The sequence below is a fragment of the uncultured Methanobrevibacter sp. genome (assembly GCF_937898925.1).
In the GTDB taxonomy this organism is placed as follows: domain Archaea; phylum Methanobacteriota; class Methanobacteria; order Methanobacteriales; family Methanobacteriaceae; genus Methanobrevibacter.
Window position 1 is genome coordinate 1 of the sequence record NZ_CALDKF010000123.1, and the last position, 11,518, is coordinate 11,518.

12 protein-coding genes are annotated in these 11,518 nt (G+C 35.6%); all 12 read right to left on the reverse strand.

The window, feature by feature from the left end:
- Nucleotides 1–638, reverse strand: a 638-nt coding sequence (locus Q0409_RS10300) for a formylmethanofuran dehydrogenase subunit C (protein ID WP_298537918.1), incomplete at its 3' end; no start/stop codon positions are given.
- Between the two features lie 15 nt (nucleotides 639–653).
- On the reverse strand, nucleotides 654–2,372 hold the full coding sequence (locus Q0409_RS10305; protein WP_298537920.1) for a formylmethanofuran dehydrogenase subunit A: 1,719 nt from the start codon (nucleotides 2,370–2,372) through the stop codon (nucleotides 654–656).
- A 10-nt stretch (nucleotides 2,373–2,382) separates the two neighbouring features.
- A complete protein-coding gene (locus Q0409_RS10310) occupies nucleotides 2,383–3,774 on the reverse strand; it encodes a formylmethanofuran dehydrogenase subunit B (protein WP_292786982.1) in 1,392 nt (463 codons plus the stop codon).
- Nucleotides 3,764–4,336 (reverse strand): molybdopterin dinucleotide binding domain-containing protein, encoded by a 573-nt coding sequence (locus Q0409_RS10315; RefSeq protein WP_295608015.1) that lies wholly within the window; start codon nucleotides 4,334–4,336, stop codon nucleotides 3,764–3,766. Before Q0409_RS10315 ends, Q0409_RS10310 begins: the two co-directional genes overlap by 11 nt.
- 10 nt (nucleotides 4,337–4,346) lie before the next feature.
- Nucleotides 4,347–4,577 carry a 4Fe-4S binding protein gene (locus Q0409_RS10320; protein ID WP_012955149.1) on the reverse strand — a complete coding sequence of 77 codons (231 nt, stop codon included), beginning with the start codon at nucleotides 4,575–4,577 and terminating at the stop codon, nucleotides 4,347–4,349.
- Between the two features lie 18 nt (nucleotides 4,578–4,595).
- Entirely contained in the window at nucleotides 4,596–5,696 is a 1,101-nt protein-coding gene (gene fwdF / locus Q0409_RS10325; protein ID WP_298537927.1) for a tungsten-dependent formylmethanofuran dehydrogenase subunit FwdF, read from the reverse strand.
- Nucleotides 5,689–6,147, reverse strand: a complete 459-nt coding sequence (locus Q0409_RS10330) for a helix-turn-helix domain-containing protein (protein ID WP_296855917.1) — start codon at nucleotides 6,145–6,147, stop codon at nucleotides 5,689–5,691. Before Q0409_RS10330 ends, fwdF begins: the two co-directional genes overlap by 8 nt.
- Nucleotides 6,148–6,794: 647 nt before the next feature.
- Nucleotides 6,795–7,727, reverse strand: a complete 933-nt coding sequence (gene moaA / locus Q0409_RS10335; protein ID WP_298537931.1) for a GTP 3',8-cyclase MoaA — start codon at nucleotides 7,725–7,727, stop codon at nucleotides 6,795–6,797.
- Between the two features lie 96 nt (nucleotides 7,728–7,823).
- A complete protein-coding gene (locus Q0409_RS10340; RefSeq protein WP_295608009.1) occupies nucleotides 7,824–8,009 on the reverse strand; it encodes a hypothetical protein in 186 nt (61 codons plus the stop codon).
- Between the two features lie 71 nt (nucleotides 8,010–8,080).
- The gene (mobB, locus tag Q0409_RS10345) at nucleotides 8,081–8,788 is read right to left on the reverse strand and encodes a molybdopterin-guanine dinucleotide biosynthesis protein B (RefSeq protein WP_298537934.1); all 708 of its coding nucleotides are present in this window, start codon (nucleotides 8,786–8,788) and stop codon (nucleotides 8,081–8,083) included.
- Nucleotides 8,789–9,223: 435 nt separating this feature from the next.
- Nucleotides 9,224–10,432, reverse strand: a complete 1,209-nt coding sequence (locus tag Q0409_RS10350; protein ID WP_298537937.1) for a Coenzyme F420 hydrogenase/dehydrogenase, beta subunit C-terminal domain — start codon at nucleotides 10,430–10,432, stop codon at nucleotides 9,224–9,226.
- A 21-nt stretch (nucleotides 10,433–10,453) separates the two neighbouring features.
- A partial coding sequence (locus Q0409_RS10355) for a molybdopterin oxidoreductase family protein (protein WP_298537940.1) occupies nucleotides 10,454–11,518 on the reverse strand: 1,065 nt, incomplete at its 5' end.

Consider the following 11,518-nt stretch of genomic DNA (forward strand, 5'->3'; position numbering starts at 1 on the left):
AATCCCAGACCGGAATCCTTTACGACGATTTTCACTCGGTTTTCTGTTTTAAAAGCTTTAATTTCAATGGTACCTTTGGTCATGTGGATACCTGCGAGAATATCACAGTCACCTAAAACGTGGATTTTACCACCGACTAAACATTCACCACATTGTTTACCAGCATTTCCGTGGATAATGATTTCTCCACCGGACATACCTCTCCATTCACCAATGTAGGATGCACCACAGAATTCTTTGGTATTACCCATAATTTCGAGTTTACCACCTTTCATTTCACGACCAGCGTGAGCTGCTACGTTACCGAATACAGTAACTACTCCACCAGACATTTCTGCACCAACGTGAAGGTCTGCATCACCGTTAACAACTACTTCACCAGCACTCATTTTACAACCGATGTATTTTACTCTGTTACAATCTCCGTTTAAAATCATTTTGACTTCAGCTGGAGATTCTGCTTCTCCTTCAACAGTGATGTCAAAGTAATCAGTGATTGGGAATCTGGAGTTTCCTACAGGTACTTTGTACTCTGCAAAGTCTTCTTCAGTCCAAGAGTAAATGTTATCAGTGATTAACTCATCAAATTCTAAAGCAATTGAAGAAGTTTTCTTTTGATCAAAAGTTATAGTTTTCATTAATAAACACTCTCCTTATTTAGCTTCTACGTCCACTCTAGTTGGGTTTGGTACATAGTGGTCGTGTACTTGATAGTTTTCCCATTTGACAGAATAGTATTGGGTAAAGAATGGCATTATACTGTCGATAATTTGTTTTTCTTCTTCTTCGTATCCTATGACATTAGTCCAAATGGTGTGGCTTTGTTTAGTGGAAACAATGTCACCATCTTTAACAACGATTTGACCATCTTTGATAGTGTAGTAAGCGTTACTGAATGCTTTTTCGACACCTTCAGGATCTTTGGATGGGTCAAAGTCATTAGGGTTAATGTCATATACAGCAATATCTGCGTTGTAACCAGGGGTAAGTGCACCTCTGTCTTGGAATCCGTGGATTTTTGCAGGAGCTGCTCTGGAAATAGTAGCTATTTCGTAGAAGTCGTATTCTCTTTCGAGACCAGCTAAGCCAGTTCTTTTGGAAGCCCATTTGTGTACTTCACCATTGTCAATCATAGACATCCTTTTCTCAGCACTCATTAACCAGGAGATGATCTTAGGATATCTGATGAAAGGACCTGCGTTAGGGTGGTCAGTGGTTAAACATACTTGCCATGGGTTTTTAATGTGCAAGAACAATTCAAGACCAATAGCCCATTGTAAGGTACTTACTGGAGTTTTTGGAGAGTAAATACATGGAATGATACCAGCTGCGGTTTCACATTCAATGTCTTTGTTAGCCCATTTTAATCCAGAAATTTTGAACAAGTCGTATTCCATAGGAGCGTCTGCAGTCATGGTTGTGGTTTCGTCGAAAGTTACTTGACCTACGTCACAAGTTACGTATGGGTTTTTGTTAATGAAGTCAGCAACTTCTTCTGCACCGGATGCTGCATCTTTCCAACTGTTACCAGTGTAAGAGTGGAATTGTGCATGAGTACAGTGGATAGTTTGATCCCTTACGCCAGCAGATGCTTTAGTGGATTTTGCAATGTCTTTAATAGAGTCTAAAGTTGCAATAGTAGTTGGTACGTTTCCTGGGTGACCTAAATCATTAGGGTGGATGTGTATAGAGTGAGGAAGACCTAATTGTTCGTTAGCTTTTGCTAAAGCTCTTACAACTTCTCTGGAGGTTACGTCAAAGTAAGGTGCTTTGTCATCGTATCCGTGTACGTTCATACCCCAACCCCATGCTTCTGAACCACATGGGTTTACGATTTTTACACCGTATCCTTTAGATACTCTTAACATTGCTGCAATAAATGCTGCTAAGTCGTCAATTCTGTTTTCTCTTGCATATTCCATTACGAACCAGTTGTTACCAAATAATGGTAATGGGTTAATATCGATGTTTGGAATAGTGTTAATTTCTTCGTGTGTGTGTTTTGCTTCTAAAGGAGGCATAGCTGCTTCACAAACAGTACCGTATCCCATTCTTGAGTATCTGTATCCAGTGGTAGGACAACTTGGGATAGAGAAACCAGCTTCAGCTCTGGTTACTTTAGTTTTTTGAGCTACTCCTCTTCTTTCGTCTTCTGGTCTGTATAATCTACCTACAACCAATTTTGGTCCTGCAACGTGAGCGTGAGGGTCTACACCAGCAGGCATTACAATTTTATCAGTGACGTCTAATACTTCAGCGTCAGCGGATACATCTTCAACGATTTTACCATCTTTGAAGCAGATATCCATTTTTTCTCCGTTTACTTCATTAGCAGGGTCGTAAACAATACCATTTTTAAGTATATATTCCATTAAAATCACCTTACTTATCTAAGAGACATGCGAGACCTTCATTAGGAACGTATTCATCTGCTACGTTAGGTTCTTCTCTGAGTTTCATTACTCTTTCTTTCAATTCACGTACAATCCATTCGTCATCACGACAGGTTTCAGGTTTGTCGATAGCTTTCTTCATCCAGATAGGAACACCATCCATACGGTAACTGGTACCTCCACATTCTACAGAAATGAAGGATCCAGGAAGTACTACGTCAGCAAGTTCAGTAGATGGTCCCCAGTGAATATCGATTTGGATAACTGGAATGTCTGCTAAGTGTTGGTTTGCTCCGTTAGGGAAGTGAGCACCAGGGTCTGCTGCAATTACCATGAAACAGTCAGGTTCTTTTCTGACTAATAAGTCGATAGTGTTGGTTTCACCCATCATATATCTTCCGTATCCTCTACAGAAGTCTACACCGAATGCCCAACCAGTTTCGTAAGCCATGAAAATGTTGAAACCGTTTACGTTAAAGTGACCTCTCATTGGAGTAAGTCCCCATTTACTGTTGGTGTTTAAGTCTTGTACTAATTTAATTGCGATGTCAATGTTTCTTTGTTTACCTAAGGTGTGGGTTAAACCTAAACCGAAGAAGAGAACACCGAATTCTGCAGCTTCCATTTCAGCAGCTAATTCATAAATGTCTTCAGCTGGAATACCGGAAACAGATTCAGATTGTAATTTTTTACCTTTTAATACAGCTCTTAAAGCGTTGTAGAAACCGTAGTCTCCGTTTTGTTCAAATCCAATCCATTTGTCAGACATTTTTGCAGTGTCTGAGAATTTTGGATCCATAGTAATAACGGTTCTGTCGAATCTACCTCTTTGTCTGAAGTATCCTCTAGGGAATGCTGCATATCTTGCTAAGTGTCTTGGGTGAGAGTTCATAGCGTTACTACCAGAGTATGCAATAACGTCAGCTCTGTTTTTAACTTCCCCTAAGGTTTGGATAGGGTAACCTGCGTTTTGCATAGCTTGTAAACTTGGACCGTGACAGATAGTTGCTTGGTTATCTAAAACAGCACCAATATATTCACCTAATTCTACACCTTCTTTCATACATTCAGTAGAAGTTTCAGACCATCCGTAGAATACTGGTCTAATAGAGTTTGCAATATATTCAGCTGCAGTGTCTAAAGCAGTATCCCAGTCTACTTCTTCAAGAACTCCTTCTTCGTTTCTTACCATTGGTACAAGTAATCTTTGGTCCATATCTTCCATAACTTTACTTGCACCTAATCTGCATGCGTGTCTAACAGCAACTACGTGACCGTCTTTTACTAAGAAGTCTAAGTCGTCACAGTTACATCCACAAAATGCACAAGTACAATTTTCTACAATGTGATCGTAATCAGTTACAGGTGGTTCATATGTCATGATCAATCAACTCCTCCCATTTACGTCCGTTATAAACTGGTCTTTCACCTAATGATTCCATGTTTTCTACAACATCATCATCTTCTTCGTCAACATATTTTTTGTATACCCATCTCATTAAGTCTGCCATTAATAAAACTTTTCTGTCAGTTTTTTCAACGGTAGCGTGGATACCTTTGTAGGTAGGGTCTGAACAACAGTAGGTTTCGTGGCTTACAATAGTGTTAGCCCATGGACCTTTACATACAAAGATGGTACCTTCGTGAGGAGCATCTCTGGATTTTGCTGCGTTTAAAACAACTTCACCGTAGTCGGTTTTTACAAGTACGGTGTCCCAGTTTTTTACACCTAATTTTACCATGTCACGAGGATCCATGTAACAGGTACCGGAAGCGTTTTTATATTCTTCTTTTAAGGTAGAACCTCTTTTCTTACAAGCTCCTTGATATATGTCAGAACCAGTGTTTAACATACATTTGAGTACTTTGGTAGTACCTTCTTGAGCTACGTTTTCTAAATCTCCAACTACTGGTCTTTCTAAATAAGTATTTGCGTAATGCATGTTATCACTCCTATTCTAACCATATAGCTTCAGTAGGACAGAACATTTGGCAAGTACCACATTTGTCACATTTATCCACACTGAATAATTTAATAAATCCGTTTTCAACCATCATAATAGTTTCGGTTGTTTTGGAACCATGTCCACCAGCGTTTTCTGGACTGATAGAAGCGTTTACTGGACATGCGATAACACATACTCCACAACCTAAACATTTATCTTGATCTACTTTAAGTTCCATAAATAATCACCAATCAAATTAATTTTTTAAAGCTTCGAATGCTGCAATCCAAGATTTAGAACTAGTTGGGGTGTAATCGATGTCAGTTCTAGTTACGGTTAATGCTCCGTTAGGACATGCTTTAGCACATGCACCACAGTGGATACAGTAATCTTCTTCTTTAACTAAGTGAGTTCCTCTGTCTCCAGGACCAGATGATTTAGGGAAGGATAAAACATTACATGGACATACATCAATACATGCACCACAGGTACCACATTTTTCTTCATCGATTTCGAGAGTACCTTTAAATGCTTGTTTTACAGTAGCTGCGTCTGCAGGACAGACTCCTTCACACCATCCACATTTAATACAGGTTTCTTTGTCAATAATTGCATTACCGGTAATAGCTGCTTTAGCAGGGTCGAGGTCATATTCACCGTAGGAACAGGATCTACATACTGCTTTAATAGCGTTAACAGGACATGCTTTTTTACATACGAGACAGTATACACATTTTTCTTTGTCAATAACAATGCTTTCTTCACCGGTGGTTTTGTCTACTACAATAGCTTCTGCAGGACATAATTCAGCACAAGCACCACAGTAAATACAGTCGTCTTCACATACTTCGATTTCACCAGTTACTAAGTCCGCTCTGTTAGGTAAGGTTCTGTCAATAGTGATGGAAGCTCTAGGACAAGCTGCTTCACATTTTTTACAGAATAAACATTTGTCTTCATCGATTTCAGCTGAAGCGATGAGAGTTGGATAAGCTTCATTTTCTTTAATAGAGACGCCACCAATAGTAAGGTCTAATGCGCCTGCTGGACATACTCCACTACACATACCACAGAGAACACATTTGTTTTCATCAATGCATAATTTTGCTTTGACTTCATTGTCGTTTTTGAAAAGAGCATAGTTTTGAGCAATCTTTTCATGACCACTGAAATAGGTTTCGGTGTATTTACGTTCAATAGGAGCTACTTCATCAAGACAAATAGCTTCTACAGGACAAGTTGCTTCACAAAGGCCGCAACCAATACAAACGTGATCTTTAAAGGACAAAATTCTGTCTTCTTCTGCTGATCTTTTTATATTGAAGTCTTTGCCTTCAATTTCTTTAACGTTAACCATTTTTTACCTCCAAAATTTCAATTGATTTTGTTGGGCAATTCTCAACACACATAAGACAGCCGCAACAATAACGGGGGTTTATCTTTGCTTTCAATGAATCTAAATTAATAGCCTTCATCTCACACAAATCTACACACAATCCACAACCAATACATCCATCGTTAATCTGTGGGTCATAATGATTCATATTAAAAATAGTCACGATTTGACGAATTTCTTTATAATCTCCAAATAAAACTTTTGTTATTAATATAAAATCCTTAGGACTTAACTCTAAAATAGTTTTAGCAAGTTCGATAGAATCCATGGATATGTTTCTACCATTCAAGTAGTGAGAAATAGTTGATCTGTCTACACCGATTTGAGATGAAATCTCCTTTTGGGACAATCCTCTTTTTCTCAACTCAACACTTTCTAAATATTTTAGTCCAGATACTATATGTTTTGGCATAAATTCACCATGTGTACATTATAATATATATTATATATACTTATAAAAGGCACATACTTAGACTCAAGTATAAAGATTTATATATTGTAGTGTATTAATTACACATTTGTAAAAATATTAATTATTTATTATATTAATTATTTTCAGAAGATAAGAATAAACTATAACTTAATATATAATATTAAAGTAAATTATCATTTATTTATTAAATAAATTATTTTTTAACTTAATTATAAAAATTAAACTAATTTTATTAAGATAAAAATAGTTAAAATTTAATCAAAAATAGCTAAATTATATCTCCAATATGTAAGCAAATTTACATCGAATTTTTGAAAATTTTTAAAATTTTTAGGCCAAACAAAAAAATGTGTAGTAAATACACATAAATCAGGTGTAGTAAGTACACATAGTGATTTTTGAAGAAAAAAGCTAATGAAAAAATGAGAAAAATTCACTGAAAAATAGATGAAAAATAGAGGAAAAATATATAAAAAAATTAATGAAAATTTAGATAAAAATTGATAAGAAATTTATAAAAAATTTATTAAAAAAATATAAAAAATATTTAAAAGATTATAAAAATAATCTATAAAAAAATAGCAAAATAAAAATAAAAAATAAAAAAATATTGAAAAATATATTATCTATTCTTCCTTATAGAAAGGTTCCCTATTATGGATTCCCTTAAGGAAAATGTCTACAAGTTCATCATCAGATACTCCTTCCCTAATGAACTCAACCAAGTCTACAAGATTATCATTTCTAAGAAGACAAGGTTTGATCTTTCCTTCAGGAGTTATTCTGAGTCTTGTACAATTCTTGCAGAAATTTGTATTGTCAACAGGGTGAACAACTTCAATCTCACCGCCATCAATGAAATATTTCTTACGGTCTTGCATGAATTCCCTTACCTTAATCTCATCTGCAATTTCAGCAAGATATTTTTCAAATTCTGCAAGTGGGTAATGATACTTGGAGTTGAAGTCATTGTCATCACAGCTTTCAGATTCAATGATCTCAATTAGTTGAAGTATGACACCATGCTCTTTAGTGAATTCGAACATGTCCATGATCTCATCATTGTTGATATTATTCATAACTACCATGTTTATCTTAACTGGATACATACCAACTTCACAAGATTTGACAATTCCATCCTTTACTCTTTGTAAAACGTTTTTCCCTACAATCATTTGATAGGTTTCTTCATCAAGTGTGTCTAAACTGACATTGACTCTGTCTAATCCTGCATCGACTAAATCTTGTGCATATTTCTCTAAAAATATACCGTTGGTAGTGATGGAAATATCCTTGAAATCAAGTGAATTGATTTTCTCAACAATTTCAACTATGTCTGGCCTCACTAAAGGTTCGCCACCAGACAAACGTATTTTCTCAACACCTAATTTCTTTGCAATTCTGCAGATTTCATAAATTTCATCCGGAGTCATTTCAGAAGAGGAATCCAACATACCATCATGGTGGCAATATATGCAGTTTACATTGCAACGATTGGTAATGGAAATCCTAAGTGAAATAATTGGCCTTTCATAGTCGTCTCTTACTTTATCCTTCATCCATAAACCCCAAAATAAAATTCATTTTAAAAAAATTTTAAATAATAAATAATACTATAAAATATAAAAATCATTTTTAAAAAAATAATCCTAGGATTATTCATTATCAATGGAAATTTCAACATTCTTTACTTCATCTACACCATATTCTGAAGTTTTAATAGCTTTCAATAACCCAAGAATAGTTTCCTTAATGATATCGTCAGTGAATTTATTCAATTCAATATCATTTCCATTAATCACTAACTTAACTTTGTTTTCAAAATCTTTATTATCGCTCACATAATCACCTAAATAAACTTTATAATAAACAATTTAATAGTATAATAAAATTTTTTTTAAATACTATTATATTATTCTTTTTTATTTTTAATTGTTATGTCAATATCATCAAAGTTTTCAACACCATATTCCTTTATCTTGAGGGGAGCCAATACTCCCAATATGGTTTGCTTGAGATAATCGCTGACAAATCTGTTCAATCCAATATTCACCCCATCAATAGCTAAATTGACTTCCGCTTGAGTTTCCGGATTGTAATCCAATTTTCCTTGAGCGAAAGCTTGACCTATGAGACTTGCATCATTATATCCGCATTCATTAACAAACAATGTTTCCAAAATATCATAAGACCTTTCTTCAACAAGGTCAACCAATTCCAATAGCTCTTCATCTGTGATTTCAAATGAATTCACCACTTTGATTGTATATTCATCCTTGACCTCTTCACAGGTAGCTATTTTAGCATAAGGATAAGCTTTAAATCCTTCTATAACAACAAAATCAGGATTTTCCATGAGTTTAATTAAGAACAAAATACGTTCAAGATCAAATCTTTCATTAATATTGAAGTAGGTTCTTCCACCAATCCCTACAACAAAATCGGAACCAGCTTCCATTTGCTTATAGGTGTCGGTTCCCTCATGATCCATTTCCATTTGGTGATGAGAATGCTTAATGCTTGCTACCTTAAAGTCCCTATTGGTTAATTCCTTGATAATCTTGCTTGTAAGGGATGTTTTGCCAGTATTCTTTAAACCTACAATTGAAATAATTCTCATTTTTACACCAAATTAAATAAAATTTTTAATTTATTCTTAAATATATTAAAGTTTTAATTAAATTTTTAATTAAATTTTTAATTAAATTTTTAATCTATTGTTAAATTTAATTTATCTAAATAAACTTTTGTCTTCAATCATAGATTAGATTATCTATTAATCAAAATTCATCATAAAAAATAGACAGGAAAATTCACAAAATAAATTAAATTTAAAAATAAATCAATGGGTATTTTTAAAAAAATAATTTAAAAAATAGTTTTTCATTAGAAATGAGTGAATAAGAGGTGACTATTTTAAAAATTATTTAATTAAAAAGGAGAATAAAAATAGAAAATTGCAAAACGAATATAATAAGCAAAACGCTCATTACAAAGTTTTACAACAACTAATTTATTCTATCGTGTTTCACCATTTTGATTTAAATCTTCAATCCTAGTATTGTCTGTAGGATTTAGGACCAAATTCAGTGAATGGTAATGGTTCTTCGTTGTCTACACCACTGTAGTAACCGAAGATGTCTCTGACTTTTTGGTTTACAGTAGCCCATACTTTGGATACTGGAATTTCACAAGGACATACTTCAGAACATTGACCACAGTTAGTACATGCATCTACCATGTGCACCATACGGGTTAAGTGGAAGAATGGAGCTGCAGGGGTGTATCCACCAGGTACCCATTCAGGACCTTCAGCTTCGAGACAGCAGTCGTCACAGAAACAGAGAGGACATGCTTCACGGCAACCGTAACATTTCATACATCTGGAGAATTCTTCTTTGTATTCTGCGAATACTTCTAAGATGTCACCAGAGGTTCCAGCAAAGTCTTTTTCTCTTTGTGCCATTGCTTGTTTTACCATAATTCCGTCGATGTTAGCACGGATTGTTACACCTTTTTCGATTGGTGCTTGGGTTTCGATTAATCCAGCATCAATTACTTTTCCTAAGATGTCTGCACCTTTTTCGGAGCATACTTCTACGAAGGTTGCTTTTCCAGCTAAGTCACCGATAACTCCCCAGTTACCTAAAGCTAAATCAGCGTTGGTAGGGATGTTCATGGTACATCTTTGACAGTTTTCTCTTCTACCCATTCCGTCTTCTTCGAGTTCATCGATGGAAATTGCTTTTTCACCATCAGCAGTTTCCATAATGAGTTTTCCTTTGGAAATTTCTTCTTTGATGACGTCAGCAGGGTCTAATTCGTAAACGTCTCTAATCATTTTCATGGTTGGTACAGGTGGCATGGTTCCTCCACAGTTTACACCAATCATGATTACGTTTTCTTCGATAACTTTTCTTTTTCTCATTAACTCTTTTAAGGTCATTGCGTCACATGGTTTTGTGGTAACTGCAATTTTCATATCTCTTGCACCGTCTAAGTATTTGGATACGAATTTTGCTAAGTTTAAGGTACCACAGTGAAGGGATCCTGCAGATTTGATTACATCTTCAGGGTCAGTGATGAGAATAGGTTTAGCATCGTATAAGTCAGCTGCTTCTTCTACAGCAACTACTGCATCAACAATACCTTCTTCGAGTAAGTATTTCATGATAGTAGTTACGACTCCACCGTATTCTCCTTTTTCTTTAATTGCTTCATTACCAGAGTATGCATAAAACATATCATTTACATTTACAGCCATATTATCTACTCCTTATTCACCTTATAATTTTTCTACTTGAATAGCACAAGCTTTTAATTCAACCATTTTACATTTAGGGTCGAAAGAATCGGAGTTGGTTAACATGTTAGCTGCACATTCGGTAAAGTGCATAGGAATGTTTACAATACCTTTCTTAATGTCGTCAGTTACACGAGCAGGAATTTCAATTTCTCCTCTTCTAGAGTATGCTTTTACTATTTCATTGTTAAGAATTCCTCTTTCTGCTGCATCTTCGGTGTTGATTTCGATGAATCCAGTAGGTACTTCCTTATCTAAGGTTTCACATCTTCTGGTCATAGCAGCGTGATAGTGGAACAAGATACGGGTAGTAGTTAAGAGTAATGGGTATTCATCATCAACAACTTCGACAGGACCTCTGTGTTCTAATGCTTGGAATACACCTAAACCGTCTGGGTGAGCGAATTTATCTTTGTGCATTAAAGGTTCACAAGGATCTTCTGGGTCAAGACATGGCCAGTGGACACCTTCAGGTTTGAGTAATCTTTCGTGAGTAATACCGTAGTAGGAAGGAGCGAGTTCTCTGATTTCTTCCCAAATTTCAGCAGCGTTTTCATAGTGGAATAATTCTCTTGGTCTGCCCATTCTAACAGCAATTTCTTCCATGATCTTCCAGTCAAGCATAGCGCCTTCAGGTGGTTCTTGAGCTTTACGTAACCATTGAACTCTTCTTTCACCGGAAGTGAAGGTACCTTCTTGTTCACCCCAACCTGCTGCAGGTAATACAACATCTGCTTCAGCAGCGGTATCGGTCATGAACAATTCTTGAACGATTAACATTTCTAAGTTTGCAATTGCTTCTTTGGTGTGTTTAATATCTGCATCGGAGAGTACAGGGTCTTCCCCGTGGATGTATAATACTTTTAAGTCACCAGCGTGAGCAGCGTTCATCATTTCGACTAAGGTTAAACCAGGAGTGGTTGGCAAGTCGATTTGGTAAGCTTCTGAGAATTTTTTGGTAATTTCAGGGTTTGCAACTTTTTGGTAACCTACATAGTCAGAAGGTAATGCACCCATATCACAAGCACCTTGTACGTTGTTTTGTCC